The sequence below is a fragment of the Musicola keenii genome, from assembly GCF_014855505.1.
GTDB lineage: Bacteria > Pseudomonadota > Gammaproteobacteria > Enterobacterales > Enterobacteriaceae > Musicola > Musicola paradisiaca.
Window position 1 is genome coordinate 23868 of sequence record NZ_JAAWVW010000024.1, and the last position, 20004, is coordinate 43871.

A 20004-nucleotide genomic window follows, 5' to 3' on the forward strand; every position below is an offset into this window, starting at 1 on the left:
GGAAATACCATGCCGATACTGCCTGTGTTGACTGCGGCGCTGGAGACAGCGCTAAACCAACTGTTGTTTCGTGATCGGAGTATGAGGATCGCCCGTCAGCGTCTGAGTGGAAAAACGTTGCGTATTGAAGTGGCCGAGCTGGATACGCCGTTGGTGCTGATTTTCTCCGAACATCATCTTGATGTGATGACCCAGTGGTCGTCAGCGACGGATTGCCTGTTGCAAACACGGCTGTCCGCCCTGATGCGGTTACGGGATCGTCAGCAGTTGTCCGCGCTGATGCGTAGTGGCGATCTGGTGCTTGAGGGCGACATTCAGGTCGCCCAGCAGCTGATCACATTGTTGGATCTGGCAGAGTTCGACCCGGCGGAATGGCTGGCTCCCTATCTGGGGGATATTGCCGCCGAGGGGATGAGCCAATTGGCACAGCGATGGGCGGGCGGGTTAGTGAATAACCTGTGTCGGCAGCGAGCGGCTTTATCGGAAAATGTGACCGAAGAGTGGCGGCTGGCGCCGGGAAAGCTGGAACATGTCTGGTTCGGTGATGAAGTGGTCGCATTGTCGGCCGCGACCGATGCACTGGCGGAGCGTCTGAATCGGTTGGAGGGAGCGCAATGACACCGGGAGAATTGCTGCGGCTGTACCGTATTCTCAGCGTGCTGCTGAATTATGGTCTGGATGAACTGGTTCCCCGAATCCCTCTTACCTGGCCATTACGCCTGTGGCGGCGCTTGTTGTTCTGGCTTCCCAATCGTCACAAAGACAAACCGCTGGGTGAGCGGCTGCGTTTGGCGCTTCAGGAATTGGGACCGGTGTGGATCAAGTTCGGGCAGATGATGTCCACCCGCCGGGATCTATTTTCGCCGGCGATCGCCGATCAATTGGCGCTGTTGCAGGATCAGGTACAGCCTTTCGACGGCAAGTTGGCGCGCCAGCAGATCGAGTCGGCCATGGGTGACAGGCTGGAAAACTGGTTTGACGATTTCGAGATCATACCGCTGGCATCTGCCTCTATTGCCCAGGTTCATACCGCCCGGCTGAAATCTACTGGGAAAGACATCGTCATCAAGGTGATTCGTCCGGATATCCTGCCGGTCATCAAGGCGGATATGCGCCTGATGAACCGCATTGCCGGCTGGTTGCCCATTCTCTTGCCCGATGGTCGTCGGTTGCGTCCCCGTGAAGTGGTGCGCGAGTACGAAAAAACCCTACTGGATGAGCTGAATCTAATGCGGGAAGCCGCCAATGCCATTCAGCTGCGGCGCAATTTCGAAAACAGCCCGATGCTGTATATTCCCGAGGTCTATCCCGATTATTGCAGCGAACGGGTGCTGGTGATGGAGCGTATTTATGGCATACCGGTATCGGATGTCGACGCACTCAAACGCCATGGCATCAATATGCCGTTGCTGGCGGAGCGGGGGGTTCAGGTGTTTTTCACCCAAGTGTTCCGCGACAGCTTTTTCCACGCCGATATGCACCCCGGCAACATCTTTATCAGCTACGAACATCCGGAAGATCCGCAGTACATCGGTATCGACTGTGGGATTGTCGGCTCCCTAAACAAGGACGATAAACGCTATCTGGCGGAAAATTTTATCGCGTTCTTCAATCGTGATTACCGGCGGGTGGCCGAGCTACATGTGGACTCCGGTTGGGTACCGGCGGATACCAATGTGGAAGAGTTCGAGTTTGCTATCCGGACGGTCTGCGAGCCCATATTTGAAAAGCCGTTAGCAGAAATTTCTTTCGGTCATGTATTATTGAACCTCTTTAATACGGCGCGCCGTTTCAATATGGAAGTGCAGCCGCAGTTAGTGTTGCTTCAGAAAACGTTGCTGTACATAGAAGGGTTGGGACGCCAGCTTTATCCGCAACTGGATCTGTGGAAAACCGCTAAACCTTTTCTCGAAACCTGGCTGAAAGACCAAGTGGGATTCCCGGCGATGTGGCGCGCTTTCAGGGAGAAAGCCCCGTTCTGGGTCGAGAAAATGCCGGAACTTCCGGAACTGTTCTATGATGGCCTGCGCCAGCACAAACTGCTGCGGCAGAGTGTAGAGCAGATGACCGGGGAGTTGCGGGCGCAGCGGGTTCGCCACGGTCAGTCTCGCTATTTGCTTGGCGTGGGCGCGACGTTGCTGTTGAGCGGTACCATCCTGCTGGTCAGTCAGGTTGAGGCGGATATTGTACCCGCTGGTTTGATCGCGGCAGGCATTGTCGCTTGGGTTATCGGGTGGCGCTGTGCGCGTTGAATATCTCGCATGATGACCGTCAGGGATGTGAGGTTGTTCTGTAGGTTCTTTTTTGAATTGAAGAGGCAAAGAAGAGTATGGGCGGAATTAGTATCTGGAATCTGTTAGTCATCGCGGTCATCGTGGTGCTGTTGTTTGGTACCAACAAATTGCGAACCATCGGTTCCGATCTCGGAGCGTCGATCAAGGGGTTCAAGAAAGCGATGAGCGATGAACCTCAACCGCCTGCGGCTGAAGACCGTCAGCAGGATGCCGATTTCTCCCCTAAATCTCTTTCGGACCAGAAGTCCCCGGCCGACAAAGAAGAGAAGAACCAGCATAAAGAACAGGTGTAAGTAGTGTTTGATATCGGATTTGGTGAGCTGCTGCTGGTAATGGTGCTCGGTCTGGTGGTTTTGGGGCCGGAGCGTCTGCCTGTCGCGGTGAAAACGGTGGCTGGCTGGATTCGCACGCTACGTTCGTTGGCGTCGACGGTGCAGAATGAGCTGGCGCAGGAAATGAAGCTGCAGGAATTGCAGGACAGCCTGAAAAAGGTGGAAAAAGCCAGCCAGTTGCAGGCGTTATCGCCGGAGCTGCAAGCGTCGATGGATGAACTGAAGGAAGCGGCCAGCGCCATGAAGCGTAGCTATACGATTGAGCCGGATGCCGGTGTGTCGGCGACGCCGGTGTTATCGCCGGGCGATCCTGAGGCGGTACATGACGGCGTGAGTAGCGTGGAGTCTGCGGTGATGCAAACAATCGCGCCGCCTCCGCCATCGGCTGGCACTCAGTTAGCCGCCGCTACCGCCGTGAAACCGGCGTTGACGGCGTTGCCCAATCTCTTGGGACTCGAGCCCAGGCAAACAGTGAAAACCGGCAGTGATGCCGGTGTTTCCCCTTCCCACTCTTCCGGTGATCGTTAGTGTATGGCCGTAGATGAAACCCAACCGTTAATCAGTCACTTGATTGAACTTCGCAAACGTCTGCTGAACAGCATCATCAGTGTTCTGGTGGTTTTTCTGGCGCTGGTTTATTTCGCCAATGATATTTATCAGTTTGTCTCTGCGCCATTGCTCAAACAGATGCCTGCCGGCACCAGTATGATCGCAACCGATGTCGCATCGCCGTTTTTCACCCCGATCAAGCTGACCCTGATTGTTTCCGTATTTGTTTCTGCGCCGTTGGTGCTGTATCAGGTATGGGCGTTTGTCGCACCGGCGCTGTATAAACACGAGCGTCGTCTGATGATGCCGTTGTTGGTATCCAGCAGTCTGCTGTTTTATCTGGGGATAGCGTTCGCGTATTTCCTGGTGTTCCCGTTGGCGTTCGGTTTCTTTGCTCAAACTGCGCCGAAAGGGGTGACAATCGCCACTGATATCAAAAATTATCTCGATTTCGTCATGGCGATATTCATGGCATTCGGCGTGGCGTTCGAAGTGCCGGTCGCGATTATTTTGTTGTGCTGGAGCGGTGTGACGACGCCAGCGGCGCTGCGGCAAAAACGCCCGTATGTGCTGGTCGGCGCATTTGTGGTGGGGATGTTTCTGACGCCGCCGGACGTCTTTTCCCAGACGCTGTTGGCTATTCCCATGTATCTGCTGTTTGAAATCGGCGTGTTTTTTGCGCGTTTCTATGTCGGCAAGCGCCGTCGCGGCGAAGAAGATACGGAAGAAACGACCGAATCTCAGTGATACCGGGACGCTCACCGTTCCGGTTCCTCAGTTAAACCGACACCTCTCATCGAGAGGTGTTGTTTTTTGTTACGTCTGACGGCACGTCGACCCTCAGCAGGGAGTGCAGTGGAGGCCTTATGTTTGATATCGGTGTCAATTTGACCAGCTCGCAATTTGAGAGTGACCGCGATGCGGTGATGTCTCGCGCCCGTCGTGAAGGCGTTACGGGCATGTTGCTGACTGGCACTGGTATTGAAGAGAGTCGGCATGCGCTGAGGCTGGCAGAAGGCGAACCGGGATATTGTTGGTCTACTGCGGGTCTCCACCCGCACGAGGCCAGTAGCTGGACGGACGCTGCGGCGCAGTCTATCCGACAGTTGGCCGCTTACCCGCAGGTTGTAGCGATCGGCGAATGCGGGCTTGATTTCAACCGCAATTTTTCTACGCCGCCGGAGCAAGAGCGGGCATTCAACGCTCAATTGGAGATAGCCGCCGATCTTGGCATGCCGGTCTTTATGCATTGCCGGGAAGCGCATTCGCGTTTCATGACGTTGCTGCGTCCCTGGTTGGGAAAACTACCCGCTGCGGTGTTGCACTGCTTTACCGGCACCCGGGACGAACTGGATGAGTGTCTTCAGGCGGGGCTGTCTATCGGCATTACCGGCTGGGTTTGCGACGAACGGCGTGGCCTGGCGCTACGCGCATTGTTGGAATACATTCCGGATGATCGTCTGTTGCTGGAAACCGACGCCCCTTACTTACTGCCCCGCGATTTACACCCGAAACCGACATCCCGCCGCAATGAGCCATGCTTCTTGCCGCATATCGTTCGTCAGGTAGCCGTCTGGCGGAAACAGGATGCCGTCGCGTTGGGCCGCGTTGTGGATGATAACGCCCGCCGGATTTTCCGGCTGGGCCAGAAAGGAGAATAAGACTATGAGCAATGCTTTTCCCGGTACATTTCCCGGTAGACGCATGCGTCGCTTGCGTCGTCATGATTTCAGCCGTCGCCTGGTCGCGGAACATCAGGTAACGGTTAACGATCTGATCTATCCCGTGTTTGTCATGGAAGGAACCGGAACTCGGCAGGAAGTTCCCTCTATGCCGGGCGTGTATCGCCTGACCATCGACGAATTGCTCAGCGAGGCGGAAGCGGTGGCGAAGCTGGGGATTCCGGTGCTTTCGCTGTTCCCGGTTATTGAGGCGGATAAAAAATCGCTGCATGCGGAAGAGTCATATAACCCAGATGGGTTGGTGCAACGCGCTGTGCGGGCATTGAAAGATGCGGTGCCGGAGCTGGGCCTGTTGACCGACGTAGCGTTGGATCCTTACACCACGCATGGTCAGGATGGCGTGATTGATGACGAAGGCTATGTCATCAACGACATTACTAGAGAAATTCTGGTGCGTCAGGCGCTGTCCCATGCCCAGGCCGGTGCCGAGATTGTAGCACCCAGCGATATGATGGACGGGCGTATTGGCGCCATTCGCGATCAACTGGAAAATCAGGGACTGGTTAATACGCAGATCATGGCCTATTCCGCTAAGTATGCCTCCTGTTATTACGGCCCATTCCGTGACGCGCTAGGTTCTGCGGGCAATTTGAAAGGCGGCAACAAGAAAACCTATCAGATGGATCCAGCCAATGGCGATGAAGCGCTGCAAGAGATTGCGCAGGATCTGCAGGAGGGGGCGGACATGGTGATGGTGAAGCCCGGCATGCCATACCTGGATGTGGTGCGCCGCGTGAAGGATACCTTCGGCGTGCCGACCTTTGCCTACCAGGTGTCCGGCGAGTACGCGATGCAGATGGCGGCCATTCAGAATGGCTGGCTGCAGGAGCAGCCGCTGGTGATGGAGTCGTTGCTGTGCTTTAAACGCGCCGGCGCCGACGGCGTGCTGACCTACTTTGCCAAACGTGTAGCGCAGTGGCTGCATGAAGAAGCCCTGCGGCGCTGAGAGCAAAAGCCGCCGGAGCGCCCGGCTCTGGCGGTTTACACTTTCCGGAACTGGCGATTATCGAGGCACTGCTGAACTTGTTTGTTCAACAAATTGAGCAGCAGCATGGAGCGGGCCTCGCCGTTAGGCTCGGCATAGATAGCCTGTAAGCCACTGAAGACACCTTCAGTGATCACCACGCGATCGCCCGGCTGCGGGGTCTCGGGGTCGATAATCTTTTCCGTCTGATGTGACTGGAGATCCTCTATCACCTGTGACGGAACGATGGCCGGCATGGCGCCAAAGCGAACGAAGTGGCTGACGCCGCGAGTGGAGTTGACCGTGGTGGTGTGTATGCGCTCTGGATCGAATTCCACAAAGAGATAATTGGGAAACAGCGGCTCGCTGACTTCCGTTCGTTTGCCGCGAACGACTTTTTCCAGCGTGATCATCGGGCTCAGGCACGTAACGAACTGACGTTCCAGATGTTCTTTGGCTCGCAGTAACTGGCCGCGCTTGCAGTACAGGAGATACCAGGATTGCATAATTTCACTTTTCTGTGGTTTCAGCCTGAGAGGATAACAAAAGCGCTGCGGGATAAAACGTTTCTGGTAGAGAATTTTAACGGGGCGTGCGGTGAGCGGAGTCTGCCATTGCAAATAGCCATGGCGGAGAAGCGACAGCATGGGGAAGAGTCTCTATAATAACCGCCACCACTGACTTTCCTGATGATCAGCATGAAATACCGAGATTTACGTGAGTTCCTCGCGCAGCTTGAAGCCAGAGGCGAATTGAAACGTATTCGCCAGCCGATCGATCCCTATCTGGAAATGACCGAAATCGCCGATCGCACGCTGCGAGCTGAAGGGCCGGCGCTTTTGTTTGAAAACCCGAAAGGGTATGACATCCCGGTGCTGTGCAACCTGTTTGGTACGCCGAAGCGTGTTGCACTGGGGATGGGGCAGGAGGAAGTGAGTGCGTTGCGGGATGTCGGTCGCCTACTGGCCTTTCTCAAGGAGCCCGAACCGCCGCGCGGATTTCGTGATCTGGTTGATAAGTTGCCGCAGTTTCGGCAGGTATTGAATATGCCGACTAAGCGATTATCGTCGGCGCCCTGTCAGGAACTGGTCTTACAGGGTGATGAGGTTGATCTGGGGAAGATCCCGGTGATGCATTGTTGGCCGCAAGATGTCGCGCCGCTGGTGACATGGGGGCTGACGGTTACACGCGGTCCGTTCAAAGAGCGCCAGAATCTGGGGATTTACCGCCAACAGGTGATTGGCCGTAATAAGCTCATCATGCGCTGGCTGTCCCATCGTGGCGGCGCGTTGGATTTTCAGGAGTGGTGTCAGCAACACCCCGGAGAGCGTTTCCCGGTGGCGGTGGCGCTGGGTGCTGATCCGGCGACTATCCTCGGCGCCGTTACGCCGGTGCCGGATACATTGTCCGAATATGCGTTTGCCGGGTTGCTGCGTGGTCATAAAACCGAAGTGGTTAAATGCCTGACCAGCGATCTGGACGTACCCGCCAGCGCAGAAATCGTACTGGAAGGGTATATCGAACCCGGTGAAACGGCGCCCGAAGGGCCGTATGGCGATCATACCGGTTATTACAACGAAGTGGATGATTTCCCAGTCTTTACCGTTACCCACATTACCCGGCGTCGGGACGCTATCTATCATTCCACCTACACCGGCCGCCCACCTGATGAGCCGGCGGTGTTGGGGGTGGCGTTGAATGAAGTGTTTGTTCCGCTGCTGCAAAAACAGTTCCCTGAGATCGTCGATTTCTACCTGCCGCCGGAGGGCTGTTCCTACCGGCTGGCAGTGGTGACGATGAAGAAACAGTATGCAGGGCACGCCAAACGAGTCATGATGGGCGTCTGGTCTTTCCTGCGCCAGTTCATGTATACCAAGTTTGTCATTGTTTGTGACGATGACATTAACGCCCGGGACTGGAAGGATGTTATCTGGGCGATGACGACTCGTATGGATCCCGCCCGCGATACAGTATTGATGGAAAATACGCCGATTGATTATCTGGATTTTGCGTCTCCGGTTTCCGGGCTGGGCTCCAAAATGGGGCTGGATGCGACCAATAAATGGCCAGGCGAAACGCAGCGCGAATGGGGGCGTCCCATTACCAGGGACCCATCGGTCTGCGCCCGTGTTGATGCTATCTGGGATGAGTTAGCCATTTTCAGTGACAGCGGCAAGCGGCGTTAGCCTGTTACTCTGTCCCCCGTTTTGTATTAATCACCCTACAGAGGGAATTCATGACGACTTTGAGCTGTACCGTGATCTCAGTAGACGCGATAACCGATACGGTTTATCGGGTGCGTTTGTTGCCGTCGGCCCCGTTCACTTTTCAGGCCGGTCAGTATCTGATGGTGGTAATGGATGAGCGGGATAAGCGGCCGTTCTCCATCGCATCGACGCCCATGGAGCAGAATTTTATTGAACTGCATATCGGCGCATCGGAAATGAACCTTTATGCGATGGCGGTGATGGATCGGATCCTTAAGGAACAATCGTTGATTGTGGATCTGCCGCACGGAGAAGCCTGGCTGCGGGAAGATAGTGATCGGCCGTTGATTTTGATCGCTGGCGGCACGGGGTTTTCCTATGTGCGTTCGATTTTGCTAACGGCACTGGCGCATCAACCCCATCGTCAGATTTCCATTTACTGGGGCGGGCGAGAAACGCGCCATCTGTATGATTTATCAGAATTGGAAGCGCTGGACGAGCAGTTTGCTAACCTGAAGGTGATCCCGGTGGTCGAACAGCCGGAAGGCGAATGGCGGGGACGTACCGGGACGGTGCTGAGTGCGGTGCTGCAGGACTTCGGTTCGCTGACTGAATACGACATCTATATTGCCGGGCGTTTCGAAATGGCGAAAATCGCACGCGAGCGGTTTTGCAATGAACGTGGCGCTCAGGCGGCCCATTTATACAGCGACGCTTTTTCGTTTATCTAGTTCACTCTTCGCAACGACATGTGACCGCTGCCAGCGGTCATTTTGTTGTGAGCCGATTCCGGCAGAGCCGTCTGTGTATGACGTTCGTAGTGCGAAACGCTATGCGATAGCCCCTGCATCCCCGCCGTTTTATTGATGTTGTCGAGCCTGCCCAGAAACCTGATTTTCCCCTGCGTGGTGATAGCGGCCTGGGAAGCGCCTGCGATGTACATCGCGATGAGACTCCCCACGCCGTCTGATGACGTACTGTCTCCGGCAGATAAGCGATTATGCCGGTGACGCCGCCTGCCAGGTTTTGAATCCGCCTGCCAGGTTTTTCGCCCGGAAACCGAGCTGGCTTAGCATTCTATACGCCACATGTCCGCGTAGGCCGGACTGACAACCGATGATGATCTCTTTATCTCTGGGCAGTTCCGCCAGACGCTGGCGCAATTCATCCAGCGGGATATGCAGTGCGTGTGGATATTCGCCGAATTTCCCGAGTTCACCCGTCGTGCGGATATCCAGCAGGCACTGGGTTGCCGGATCAAGGGCATCAACCCTGTCCGCATGGCAGATGGCGGTATCGCCGTTCAGTACGTTCGTTGCCAGCATGCCGGCCTGATTGACGACATCGCGTGCGCTGTTGAATGGCGGCGCGTAAGCGAGTTCCAGATTTTCCAGATCCCGTACATGCAGCCCGGCCCGCTGGGCGACGGCGATAACATCAATGCGTTTGTCTACGCCGGCTTTACCTGTCGCCTGCGCGCCGAGGATTGCGCCATCGTCCGGCGAGAATAGCAGTTTCAGCGAGATCATCTCTGCCCCGGGGTAGTAACCCGCGTGATCGGCGGCATGGACATAGACTTTCTGGTAAGCGCGGTTCAGACGTTGCAGCGATTTTTCGTTCATGCCGACGCAACCGGCGCTGTGATCGAATACCTTGCAGATAGCCGTGCCCTGTGTGCGTAAGTAGTGGTGCTGGCGGCCAAGCATGTTGTCCGCTGCCAGCCGTCCTTGCCGGTTAGCTGGGCCTGCCAGCGGAAACAGCGCCGGTATACCGCTCACCCACTCTTCGGTTTCGACCGCATCCCCAACCGCATAGATGTGCGCATCTGATGTTTGCATCAACGAGTTGACGGCGATACCGCCTCGGGCACCGAGAGCCAACCCGGCTGTTTGCGCCAGATGGGTATCCGGTTTAACGCCAATTGACAGCAGTACCATACCTGTCACCTGTTCGGCGCCGTCGCTCAGGGATAACCGGAGTTGGTTGTCGTTTTCCTGATGAATCGCCGTCAGCCCAGTATTGAGGCGTAAATCGACGCCATGTTGACGGATGACCTGATGCAGCGGCGCAGCCATTTCAGGATCGAGCGGCGGCATCACCTGCGACCCCAGTTCAAGCACGGTGACACGTAGACCCAACTGCACCAGCGCTTCCGTGACTTCCAGCCCGATAAATCCACCACCGACCACGGTAACGTGCTGAGGTGTGTGGCGCTGAATGTGATCCAGAACTCTGTCCATGTCGGTGATGTTGCGCAGTGTGAAGATACCGGGCAAATCGATGCCAGGCAGGGGCGGGACGACCGGGTTGGCACCGGGGCTAAGCAGCAACCGGTCGTAACTTTCGGTATAGATGTTACCGTCCCGCAGGTTATGGATGCTCAGTGTTTGCGCCGCGGCGTCGATCGCCGTGACTTCCTGTTCTATTCGAACCTCTACGTTAAAACGTGCGGCGAAGTCTTCCGGCGTTTTGAGCAACAGGGACTGGCGGTTTGGGATATCACCACCGATGTGGTAAGGCAAGCCACAGTTGGCAAAGGAGACGTAAGGCCCCCGTTCCAGCAGGATGATCTCTGCTGATTCCGATAGCCGGCGTGCGCGTACCGCAGCGGATGCTCCACCGGCAACGCCGCCGATGATGATGATTTTCTGCATGGCGTTTCTCCTGTTTGTGTGTCCTTGTTCCTGATGAGCAAGGCTTGATGATAATCTACAATAGTATATTATATATTTTTATAAAATATGTTTTTATAAACAGGAAGGAGGCTTTATGCCGGAATTGAATGCACCGGTCAGTGAACAAACGATGCGGGAGGCGGCGCACGGTGCGGCAGATGTATTGCGGGCGCTGGCAAACGACGATCGTCTGATGCTGATGTGCTTCCTGAGTCAGGGTGAGGCGTCCGTCGGGCAGATGGAGCAAGCTCTGGGCATTCATCAACCGACCTTGTCCCAGCAACTGGGCGTGATGCGGCGTCTGAACCTGGTGACGACCCGTCGAGAAGGAAAACAAATTTTCTATTGCATTGAAGACCCGCGCATTCTGACGTTGCTGAATACGCTTTACGCGCTGTATTGTCCCGGCGCATCGGATAAGGAGTAACAGATGACGATCAATACCGATGTATTTACCCCCGTTGCTAGCCTGACCGGCGGGGTCATGATTGGCCTGGCAGCGATGGTGCTGATTTTGTGTTGCGGCCGGATTGCCGGCATTAGCGGCATCATCGGGGGATTGCTTAGCCGCGCGACGCAGGACAAAGGATGGCGGCTGGCGTTTGTTATCGGCATGCTCGCCGCGCCCTGGCTGTATCGGCTGGTGGGCACGTTACCAGATAGCGAAATCACTGCGCCGCTGCCGCTGCTGGTGATTGCCGGCTTGCTGGTGGGGGTGGGTACACGCTATGGCTCCGGTTGTACCAGTGGCCACGGAGTATGTGGGTTGTCGCGTTGTTCCCTGCGTTCATTGGTGGCGACGCTGATTTTTATGCTGACGGCGTTTGCGACGGTCTGGATTGTCGGCGCGTTACCGCCATTGGCTTAAGCGGAGGAGCGAGTCATGAATAGTGTTTTTTCGTTGTTGGCTGGGCTGATTTTTGGCCTGGGGCTGATCGTCAGCGGTATGGCCAATCCTGGAAAAGTGTTGGGTTTTCTGGATATTACCCGCCAATGGGATCCCTCGCTGGCATTGGTGATGGTGGGGGCGATAGCGGTGGGTTTGGTGGCATTTCGGTTGGTGAAGCGTTTGCCGAAGCCGCTGGCTGCCAGCACATTTTTCCTGCCGGTAAAAACCCATCTGGACAAACCGTTAGTGTTGGGTAGCCTGCTGTTCGGCGTCGGTTGGGGGTTGTCCGGTATTTGTCCGGGGCCGGCGCTGGTGTTGTTTTCGTTAGGTAGCGTGAAAGGCATCGTATTTTTCGCCTCCATGCTGGCAGGAATGCTGCTTTACGAAAAACGAACCGGGCGGTGAGCCCTCTTGTCCATTTGCCGACGGCGCCGGCAACGCGGAAGCGTCCCTTTGGGAGCCTCTTTTGCGTTTCTCCGCTTGAATCGAACTTGATGGAACGGTATCAGGCGACGGCCCAAGGTTTCTGGGAGCGAGGCGGCCTGTCGGCCGCGCTCGTTACACCCGTTCCAGCACGGTAGCGATGCCTTGTCCCAGACCGATACACATGGTGGCCACGCCGAATTCCACATCGCGTCGCGCCATCAGATGCAACAGTGTGGTGGTGATGCGTGCGCCGGAACACCCCAATGGATGGCCTAGCGCAATGGCGCCGCCGTTGAGATTCACCTTCTCGTCCATGCTTTCCAGCAGCCCCAAATCCTTGATGCAGGGCAACGCCTGCGCGGCAAAGGCTTCATTCAGTTCGAACAGCCCGATATCCGACAAGCTGAGGCCGGCGCGTTGCAGCGCTTTCTGTGTCGCGGGCACCGGGCCATACCCCATGAGGGAGGGATCGCACCCCACCACCGCCATGCCGATCACCCGCGCCAGAGGCTTTAGGCCCAGCGATGCTGCGCGGGATTCGCTCATGACCAGCAGTGCGGCGGCACCGTCCGACAGGGCGGAAGAACTGCCCGCGGTGACAGTACCGTTGGCCGGGTCGAACACCGGTTTCAGCGCCGTCAATCCCTCAAGGCTGGTATCGGGCCGAATCACTTCATCGTCGCTGAAATTTATCAGCGCGCCATCGGCGTTGTGCCCGACGGTGGGGACGATTTCCGGGTGGAAAGCGCCGGAGCAGGTGGCGGCCCAGGCCAGGTGGTGGGAACGGGCGGCGAATTCATCCTGCTGGCGGCGGCTGATGTGGTGCAGACGCGCCAGCATTTCCGCCGTTAGCCCCATCATGGCCGCAGCTTTGGCGACGGTATGACCAAGCCCAGGGTGAAAATCGGCGCCGTGCGTCATCGGTACATGGCCCATGTGTTCGACGCCGCCGACCAGACAGACCGACGCATCGCCGGCCATGATGGCGCGGGCAGCGTCATGTAGCGCCTGCATGGACGATCCGCACAGGCGGTTGATGGTCACGGCCGGAACGCTATGGGGGATCTCCGCCAGTAGCGCGGCATTGCGTGCGATATTGAAACCTTGCTCCAGTGTCTGTTGTACGCAGCCCCAATAAATGTCGTCGATGTCGCCGGGATTCAGCGCCGGGTTGCGGTTGAGCAGACTGCGCATCAGGTGGGCGGACAAAGTTTCTGCCCGAACCTGACGAAATGCGCCGCCTTTGGATCGCCCCATCGGCGTGCGGATAGCATCGACAATTACGGCATGTTCCATAGCTTTCCCCTTAATCAACCCGGTGAATGTGGCGTAAGGCCCGCATGCGGCGTGACCGGTGCATAGTAACGCGACCGGCGTTCAGCCATGTCCGGCAGGCTGTCCGGTATCCGATACAACGGGCCCAATGCAACAAAGCGTTGCGCCGTCGCCAGATAAGACGAAATCCCTTGGGTATCCAGATAACGACAGGCGCCGCCACGGAACGCCGGGAATCCCAATCCGTAGACCAGCGCCATGTCTGCTTCCGCCGGGCTGGCGACGATACCTTCTTCCAGACAACGCGCGACTTCGTTCAGCATGGGGATCATCATGCGGGAGACAATCTCCTCCGGGTTGAATGTCCGCGACGGCTGACATACCGGCGCCAGCAACGTTTCTGTGCCGGAATCCGTCTCTTTGCGCGATTTGCCCTTGCTGTCGGTTTGGTAACGGTAGAAGCCCGCGCCCGTTTTTTGGCCGAAGCGCTGGTGTTCGGTCAGTACATCAATGACATCACGGTAATCCTGCCTCATTCGATCGGGATAACCGGCTGCCATCACCTGCCGCGCATGGTGTGCGGTATCCAATCCCACGACGTCCAGCAGATAGGCCGGGCCCATCGGCCAGCCGAACTGTTGTTCCATCACGGCATCCACGAACTGGAAATCCGCGCCGTCGCGCAGCAGCAGGCAGAACGCGGCAATATAGGGAAACAGTACCCGGTTGACGAAGAACCCCGGGCAGTCGTTCACCACGATGGGGGTTTTACCCATCCGGATAGCGTAGGCCACCACGCGCGATAGGGTGCGGTCATCGGTTTGTGGCCCACGAATCACTTCGACCAGCGGCATACGGTGTACTGGATTGAAAAAATGCATGCCGCAAAAACGTTGTGGGCGTTTTAGCGCCGCCGCGAGTGTGGCGATGGGGATTGTAGACGTATTGGACGCCAGCACCGTGTCGTCGCCGGTCAGGGCTTCCGCTTCCGCCAGCACCTGCGCTTTGATACGCGGGTTTTCTACGACTGCTTCGACGATCAGCGCCGCTTGCTCGATGCCTTCGTTGGCCAATGTCGGATGAATGCGCGCCATCACGCCGGACAGCGCGGCAGCGTCCAATTTGCCGCGTTCTAACTGTTTGCCGAGCAGCGTCGCCGCTTCCGTCATCCCCAGATTGAGCGCTTTATCGCTGATGTCCTTCATCCAGACGGGGACGCCCTGCAATGCTGACTGATAGGCGATGCCGCCCCCCATAATGCCGGCGCCCAGCACCGCCACTTTTCCCGGTGGGGAGGTATCCGTCGCTTGTGCTTTGGCCTTGCTTTTGATCGCCTGTTCGTTAAGGAATACGCCGACCAACGCATGGGCAGCACTGCTTTGCGTTAACGCGACGAAATTGTCGGTCTCCAGCTGCAGAGCGTCATGGCGCGCCAGACTGGCGGCGGCTTCGACGGTTTTGACCGCCGTCATCGGCGCGGGGTAGTGCTTGCCGGCAAGTTGCGCGACCAGCGCTCTGGTGGTAGCGAAACTCATGGCGGCCTCGACGCGGCCAATCCGCAACGGTTGTAGTTTCGGACGGCGCCGCGCCTGCCAGTCGAGCTTGCCTTCAATCGCCAGCCGCAGTGTTTGCAGCGCAGCGGGGATCAGTTTGTCGTCTGTGACTATCGCGTCGACCAGGCCGACTTTCAGCGCCTCCGTTGCGTTCAGTTCCTTACCGGCGGTGATGATTTCCAGCGCATTGTCTACCCCCAGTAGCCGCGGCAGCCGCACGGTACCGCCAAAACCGGGCATGATCCCGAGACGGACTTCCGGTAGCCCGATACGTACATCGGGTGTGGCGATGCGAAAGTCCGTCGCCAGCGCGCATTCACAACCGCCGCCCAGCGCAAAGCTGTTGATGGCGGACAGCGTGGGAATCGGCAGATCCTCCAATTGACTGAAAATAGCGTTGGCGTGCGTTAACCATTGGTGCAACTGTTGTTCGGGGGCTGCAAATAGCGACAGAAATTCGGTGATATCGGCGCCGACGATAAACGCGGGTTTGTCGGAGCGTAGCAGCAGCGCCCGCAGCGCATTCTGGCGAACCAATACGTTCAGCGCGTCGCCGAGACTGGCTACCGTGCGAGTGTCCAGCTTATTGACGGAACCTGATTCCGCCTTGAACACCAGCTCGGCGATACCGTTTTCCAGCCAGTTCAGAGAGAGATTATTGCCTTGATAGAGCATAGCGATCTCCGGATAGCGGGGAAGGACAGATACGGCCTGATAACAAAAGTGTGGTTTTGATGTTAATGAAATGCAAACGAAAACCGGGGGATTTGCCGGGAGGATCACAGGGCGTCGACCACTGCCGGGATACGGCGGCTGTGTTAGACTTGGGAACGCTGGTTGTCATTGATGGGGATTGTGATGGAAACGCTGACTTCTTTATATCATCAACACGTAACGACCTTGCAGCAACGCACTCGGGCCGTTCTGGAACGTTATCAACTGGATGCTTTGCTGATTCACTCCGGGGAATTACTGACCGTGTTTCTCGACGATCACGCCTACCCGTTCAAAGCCAATCCACAGTTTAAAGCTTGGCTGCCGGTGACGCAGGTGCCGAATTGCTGGCTCTGGGTCGACGGCGTCAACCGACCTACACTCTGGTTCTACTCGCCTGTCGATTATTGGTATAACGTCGCGCCGGTTCCCGATAGTTTCTGGACGGGCGACGTGGATATTCAGGTGTTGCGCAAGGCCGACGATATCGGCCATCAGCTGCCCGCCGCCCGCCAACGTGTGGCTTATCTGGGGGCTGTACCGCAGCGTGCGCTGAACCTCGGCATCACGCCGGAAAACTGTAACCCGAAAGGTGTGCTGGATTACTTGCATTATCACCGTGCGTACAAAACCGATTATGAGTTGGCCTGTATGCGGGAAGCGCAGAAGACGGCGGTCGTCGGGCATCGGGCGGCGCTGGAGGCGTTTCAGGCCGGGATGAGCGAGTTTGATATCAATCTGGCCTACCTCACCGCCACCGGACATCGCGACACCAATGTGCCCTATGACAATATCGTCGCGCTCAATGAGCATGCCGCCGTTCTGCACTATACCCAGCTTGATCACCAGACGCCGGCGGAATTCCGCAGTTTTCTGATCGATGCCGGCGCTGAATATAACGGTTACGCCGCCGATATCACCCGGACTTACGCGGCCGAACCGGACAGCGACTTTGCCGCATTGGTCAAGGATATGAAACGCGAACAGCTGGCGCTGATCGACACGCTGAAAGTCGGCGTGCGTTACACAGATTACCATCTGCAGATGCATCAGCGGATCGCCAAGTTGTTGAAACAACATCAATTGGTCAATGGTCTTAGCGAGGAGACCATGGTGGAGCAGGGATTCACCGCTCCTTTCCTGCCGCACGGCCTGGGCCATCCTCTCGGTTTGCAGGTGCATGACGTCGGCGGCTTCATGCAGGACGATAGCGGAACGTCGCTGGCAGCGCCGAAAGCGCACCCATACCTGCGTTGTACCCGGATATTGGAGCCGCGCATGGTACTGACCATCGAGCCAGGCTTTTATTTCATCGATTCATTGCTGGAACCCTGGCGACAGGGCGCAAGCCAGCAGTATTTCGACTGGCGGAAGATCGATGCGCTGCGACCGTTCGGCGGCGTTCGCGTCGAGGACAATATCGTGATGCACGATAAGCGTGTGGAAAATCTGACCCGTGCGTTGGATCTGGCCTGATGCAGTCTTATCCGATACCCGCCGGCGAGATGAGCGTCAGTGAGGAGATCAAGAAAAGCCGTTTTGTGACACAGCTAGGTCCGGCTTGCGGTGTTGACGCTGCTCGTACTTTTATCCAGCAAGTCCGGTCGCAACATCCGTCGGCAGCGCATCACTGCTGGGCATATGTTGCTGGCGCACCGGATGATTCGCAACAGTTGGGTTTTTCCGATGACGGCGAACCGGCGGGAACCGCAGGCAGGCCCATATTGGCTCAGCTGATGGGGAGCGGCGTTGGCGAAGTCGTCGCAGTGGTGACGCGCTATTACGGTGGCGTGAAACTGGGTACCGGCGGGCTGGTCAAAGCTTATGGCGGCGGGGTTCAGCAGGCGTTGAAGCAACTACCCCAGCGGCAGAAGGTGATACGGCGAGAGTATGTTCTGCGGTGTGAATATGCGCTGTTGCCTCAGGTGGAAGGCGTGATCCTGGGGCTGGAAGGCCGTATTGTCTCGGTAGAATACGGTGTTGACGTTGTGTTCAGGGTGGCATTGCCGGTTCCGGCCGTCGCCGACGCGCAAACCAGATTGCGGGATATTAGTCGCGGTGCGTTGCATTTGTCGCCGATTTCACAATAATCCCAGCGCGTGATGATTGAACCTTTAAGGAAGGCTCCGTAATGCAACTGCGTGCCATAACCCGCATTGTTGGACAACTGGTCATTCTGTTTTCCGGCACCATGTTCATTCCTGGGCTGGTGGCGCTGATCTATCGTGACGGCGCCGGTCGGGCGTTTATCCAGACATTTATTGCCGCGCTGGTGCTCGGATTGCTGCTGTGGCTGCCGAACCGACGGCATCGGCATGAACTGAAAGCGCGGGAAGGTTTTTTGATTGTGGTGCTGTTCTGGACCGTGTTGGGCAGCGTCGGGGCATTGCCGTTTCTGTTCGCGGAGCAGCCTAGTCTGTCGATCACCGATGCGTTTTTCGAGTCTTTTTCCGGGCTGACGACCACCGGCGCGACAACGCTTACTGGCCTGGATTCGCTGCCGAAAGCCATTCTTTTTTATCGACAGATGCTGCAGTGGATGGGGGGGATGGGAATTATCGTTCTGGCGGTGGCCATTCTGCCGTTGCTTGGCGTCGGGGGGATGCAGCTTTATCGCGCCGAGATGCCGGGGCCCTTGAAAGATAACAAGATGCGCCCGCGTATTGCTGAAACCGCCAAAACCCTCTGGCTGATTTATCTGTTGTTGACCATCCTCTGTGCGGTGGCGCTCTGGCTGGCGGGGATGTCGGTTTTTGACGCTATCAGCCACAGTTTTTCCACCATCGCTATTGGCGGTTTTTCCACGCATGACGCCAGTATTGGTTATTTCCACAGCCCGACTATCAACACCATCATCGCGGTATTTTTACTGATTTCCGGTTGTAATTTTGGTCTGCATTTTTCTGTGTTGAGCGGGCGCAGCCTCAGGGTGTATTGGCGCGATCCAGAATTCAAGATGTTTGTTTTTGTTCAGATGACGCTGGTGGTGGTTTGTACTGCGGTACTGTGGGGTCACAATGTGTATAGCAGCGGTCTGGAGACGCTGAATCAGGCGTTCTTTCAGGTGGTGTCTATGGCGACTACAGCCGGTTTTACCACCGACAGTATCGCGAGCTGGCCGTTGTTTTTGCCGGTCTTGTTGTTGTGTTCTGCATTTATCGGCGGGTGCGCCGGTTCTACCGGTGGTGGCCTGAAGGTCATTCGTATTCTGTTGCTGTTTTTGCAGGGGTCGAGGGAATTAAAGCGTTTGGTGCATCCCAACGCGGTATACACCATCAAACTTGGGCAGCGAGCATTGCCGGAGCGAATTCTTGAAGCGGTTTGGGGCTTTTTCTCCGCTTATGCGTTGGTGTTCATTATGAGTATGTTGGCTGTTATTGCCACTGGTGTGGACAATTTCTCTGCGTTTGCCGCTGTTGCCGCGACACTGAATAATCTCGGCCCGGGGCTGGGTGTGGTGGCGGACAATTTTGCCTCCATGAATGATGCGGCGAAATGGATCCTGATTTTGACAATGTTATTTGGGCGTTTGGAAGTGTTCACCCTGCTGGTGTTGTTTACCCCGACGTTTTGGCGGGAATAACCGAGAAAGGAATTGTGCTATGAAAGCGTTGATACTGTTTTCCAGCCGCGACGGGCAAACCAGATCGATAGCCGCTTATATCGCCAATAGCCTGAAAGGCACATTGGAATGTGATGTGGTCAATATTCTGAGCGCCCATGAGGTCGATTTGGAGAAGTATGACTGCATTATGATCGGGGCTTCCGTTCGCTACGGTCATTATCATCCGGCGGTGGCAAAATTTATTCATCAACATCGTGCTTTGCTGCAGCAAAGGCCGAGCGCCTTCTTCTCTGTCAATCTTACCGCGCGTAAACCGGAAAAGCGTTCGCTGCAGACCAACGGCTATACACGCAAGTTCCTTATGCGTTCGCCCTGGCAGCCCGATTTGGGTGCCGTATTTGCCGGTGCGCTGCGATACCCGCGTTACCGTTGGTTCGATCGAGTCATGATCCAGCTCATCATGCATATGACAGGCGGCGAAACTGATAGTACCAAAGAGATTGAATACACCGATTGGGAACAGGTTGCGCGGTTTGCGCAGTCCTTCAGTCAATTGTCGTTGAATAAAGCGTTGTAATTTCTGTAGTGAATTCGGGTTTGGTGAAAAAAAGGGCGTTTAGAAAAAAAATTGAATTTAGTGCTTGTCAGGTGCGGATAAGTCCCTATAATGCGCCACCACTGAGACGGCAACGGCGGAACGCCAGCGCGGTACAGGACGGAGAAAGCGAAAAAAAGTCGTTGACTCCAAATGAGGAAAGCGTAGTATACGCCACCTCGCGACAGCAGGCTGTAAGCCGGTCGCACTGCTCTTTAACAATT

General features: G+C 56.4%; 20 protein-coding genes. 16 read left to right on the forward strand and 4 right to left on the reverse strand.

Features of this window, described 5'->3' with window-relative positions; translation table 11 throughout:
• Positions 1–9: 9 nt before the first annotated feature.
• The 7 genes from ubiJ to hemB all read left to right on the forward strand — a co-directional run bounded on the left by ubiJ (position 10) and on the right by hemB (position 5863).
• On the forward strand, positions 10–618 hold the full coding sequence (gene ubiJ / locus HEP82_RS17925) for a ubiquinone biosynthesis protein UbiJ (RefSeq protein ID WP_192459315.1): 609 nt from the start codon (positions 10–12) through the stop codon (positions 616–618).
• Positions 615–2252: a ubiquinone biosynthesis regulatory protein kinase UbiB gene (gene ubiB / locus HEP82_RS17930; RefSeq protein ID WP_192459316.1), complete on the forward strand. Its 1638-nt coding sequence runs from the start codon at positions 615–617 to the stop codon at positions 2250–2252. Before ubiJ ends, ubiB begins: the two co-directional genes overlap by 4 nt.
• Before the next feature lie 77 nt (positions 2253–2329).
• On the forward strand, positions 2330–2587 hold the full coding sequence (tatA, locus tag HEP82_RS17935; protein WP_192459317.1) for a Sec-independent protein translocase subunit TatA: 258 nt from the start codon (positions 2330–2332) through the stop codon (positions 2585–2587).
• 3 nt (positions 2588–2590) lie between these two features.
• The gene (tatB, locus tag HEP82_RS17940) at positions 2591–3154 is read left to right on the forward strand and encodes a Sec-independent protein translocase protein TatB (protein ID WP_192459318.1); all 564 of its coding nucleotides are present in this window, start codon (positions 2591–2593) and stop codon (positions 3152–3154) included.
• Positions 3155–3157: 3 nt separating this feature from the next.
• The gene (gene tatC / locus HEP82_RS17945) at positions 3158–3922 is read left to right on the forward strand and encodes a Sec-independent protein translocase subunit TatC (protein ID WP_192459319.1); all 765 of its coding nucleotides are present in this window, start codon (positions 3158–3160) and stop codon (positions 3920–3922) included.
• Between the two features lie 119 nt (positions 3923–4041).
• A complete protein-coding gene (tatD, locus tag HEP82_RS17950) occupies positions 4042–4836 on the forward strand; it encodes a 3'-5' ssDNA/RNA exonuclease TatD (RefSeq protein WP_192459320.1) in 795 nt (264 codons plus the stop codon).
• Between the two features lie 4 nt (positions 4837–4840).
• Complete coding sequence (hemB, locus tag HEP82_RS17955) at positions 4841–5863, forward strand: porphobilinogen synthase (protein WP_192459321.1); 1023 nt, start codon at positions 4841–4843, stop codon at positions 5861–5863.
• Positions 5864–5898: 35 nt separating this feature from the next.
• Here the strand turns inward: hemB and rfaH are convergent, their stop codons facing one another.
• Positions 5899–6387: a transcription/translation regulatory transformer protein RfaH gene (gene rfaH, locus HEP82_RS17960; RefSeq protein ID WP_192459334.1), complete on the reverse strand. Its 489-nt coding sequence runs from the start codon at positions 6385–6387 to the stop codon at positions 5899–5901.
• 183 nt (positions 6388–6570) lie between these two features.
• Here rfaH and ubiD point away from each other — a divergent pair, with 183 nt between their 5' ends.
• Entirely contained in the window at positions 6571–8067 is a 1497-nt protein-coding gene (gene ubiD / locus HEP82_RS17965) for a 4-hydroxy-3-polyprenylbenzoate decarboxylase (protein WP_192459322.1), read from the forward strand.
• Positions 8068–8117: 50 nt separating this feature from the next.
• Positions 8118–8819 carry an NAD(P)H-flavin reductase gene (gene fre, locus HEP82_RS17970; RefSeq protein WP_192459323.1) on the forward strand — a complete coding sequence of 234 codons (702 nt, stop codon included), beginning with the start codon at positions 8118–8120 and terminating at the stop codon, positions 8817–8819.
• 267 nt (positions 8820–9086) lie between these two features.
• Here fre and HEP82_RS17975 read toward each other — a convergent pair whose 3' ends face one another.
• Positions 9087–10742 carry an FAD-dependent oxidoreductase gene (locus HEP82_RS17975; RefSeq protein WP_192459324.1) on the reverse strand — a complete coding sequence of 552 codons (1656 nt, stop codon included), beginning with the start codon at positions 10740–10742 and terminating at the stop codon, positions 9087–9089.
• 115 nt (positions 10743–10857) lie between these two features.
• Between HEP82_RS17975 and HEP82_RS17980 the strand changes: the two genes are divergently transcribed.
• The 3 genes from HEP82_RS17980 to HEP82_RS17990 are packed head-to-tail and all read left to right on the forward strand — an operon-like array spanning position 10858 to position 12057.
• A complete protein-coding gene (locus HEP82_RS17980; RefSeq protein ID WP_192459325.1) occupies positions 10858–11190 on the forward strand; it encodes an ArsR/SmtB family transcription factor in 333 nt (110 codons plus the stop codon).
• Between the two features lie 3 nt (positions 11191–11193).
• The gene (locus tag HEP82_RS17985) at positions 11194–11631 is read left to right on the forward strand and encodes a YeeE/YedE family protein (RefSeq protein ID WP_192459326.1); all 438 of its coding nucleotides are present in this window, start codon (positions 11194–11196) and stop codon (positions 11629–11631) included.
• A gap of 15 nt (positions 11632–11646) precedes the next feature.
• On the forward strand, positions 11647–12057 hold the full coding sequence (locus tag HEP82_RS17990) for a DUF6691 family protein (RefSeq protein WP_015855396.1): 411 nt from the start codon (positions 11647–11649) through the stop codon (positions 12055–12057).
• A gap of 153 nt (positions 12058–12210) precedes the next feature.
• Here the strand turns inward: HEP82_RS17990 and fadA are convergent, their stop codons facing one another.
• The gene (fadA, locus tag HEP82_RS17995) at positions 12211–13374 is read right to left on the reverse strand and encodes an acetyl-CoA C-acyltransferase FadA (protein WP_192459327.1); all 1164 of its coding nucleotides are present in this window, start codon (positions 13372–13374) and stop codon (positions 12211–12213) included.
• 14 nt (positions 13375–13388) lie between these two features.
• The gene (gene fadB, locus HEP82_RS18000) at positions 13389–15581 is read right to left on the reverse strand and encodes a fatty acid oxidation complex subunit alpha FadB (RefSeq protein WP_192459328.1); all 2193 of its coding nucleotides are present in this window, start codon (positions 15579–15581) and stop codon (positions 13389–13391) included.
• Between the two features lie 183 nt (positions 15582–15764).
• Here fadB and pepQ point away from each other — a divergent pair, with 183 nt between their 5' ends.
• From pepQ to hemG, 4 genes are read left to right on the forward strand one after another with little or no spacing between them, the layout of a single operon-like run.
• A complete protein-coding gene (gene pepQ / locus HEP82_RS18005; protein ID WP_192459329.1) occupies positions 15765–17096 on the forward strand; it encodes a Xaa-Pro dipeptidase in 1332 nt (443 codons plus the stop codon).
• Positions 17096–17710 carry an IMPACT family protein gene (locus HEP82_RS18010; RefSeq protein ID WP_192459330.1) on the forward strand — a complete coding sequence of 205 codons (615 nt, stop codon included), beginning with the start codon at positions 17096–17098 and terminating at the stop codon, positions 17708–17710. The genes pepQ and HEP82_RS18010 overlap by 1 nt, the downstream gene beginning before the upstream one ends.
• 41 nt (positions 17711–17751) lie before the next feature.
• Positions 17752–19203, forward strand: coding sequence for a Trk system potassium transporter TrkH (gene trkH, locus HEP82_RS18015; protein ID WP_192459331.1), 1452 nt, complete (start codon positions 17752–17754; stop codon positions 19201–19203).
• A gap of 19 nt (positions 19204–19222) precedes the next feature.
• Positions 19223–19762 carry a menaquinone-dependent protoporphyrinogen IX dehydrogenase gene (hemG, locus tag HEP82_RS18020; RefSeq protein ID WP_192459332.1) on the forward strand — a complete coding sequence of 180 codons (540 nt, stop codon included), beginning with the start codon at positions 19223–19225 and terminating at the stop codon, positions 19760–19762.
• The last annotated feature ends 242 nt before the right edge of the window (positions 19763–20004 follow it).